A 343-nucleotide genomic window follows, 5' to 3' on the forward strand; every position below is an offset into this window, starting at 1 on the left:
GAATACCGTGTACGCGGCCCACAGCCCGGCGGTCGCCACCGTGAGGCTGATGATGGTGATCAGCAGGCTGGTATCGTTCAGCGCGGCGATCAGCAACGCGACGGCGGCTAGCGTGAGCATCGACACCGTGTGCCAGCGGCGCTCGCCAAGGCGGTCCGAGCGGCGTCCCCACCAGATCATCGCGACGATCGTGCACACCTGCGGAATCGCGGCGAGCAAGCCAATCGTTCGATTGCTCGCATCCGCGCTGAAGCTCTTCACGATCAGCGGCGTCCACACGGCAACCATTGCCAGCGTGTTCACGAGGCAGAAGTACGCAATCGCGAACTTCACGACAGCCGGC

At 64.4% G+C, this 343-nt stretch carries 1 protein-coding gene; it reads right to left on the minus strand.

Annotated features, from left to right (window positions below):
- Positions 1-343, minus strand: a 343-nt coding sequence (locus tag SB753_RS35580; protein ID WP_410804777.1) for an MFS transporter, incomplete at both ends; no start/stop codon positions are given.

Origin of the sequence: Paraburkholderia sp. SIMBA_053 (assembly GCF_046534895.1) — a bacterium.
GTDB lineage: Bacteria > Pseudomonadota > Gammaproteobacteria > Burkholderiales > Burkholderiaceae > Paraburkholderia > Paraburkholderia caledonica.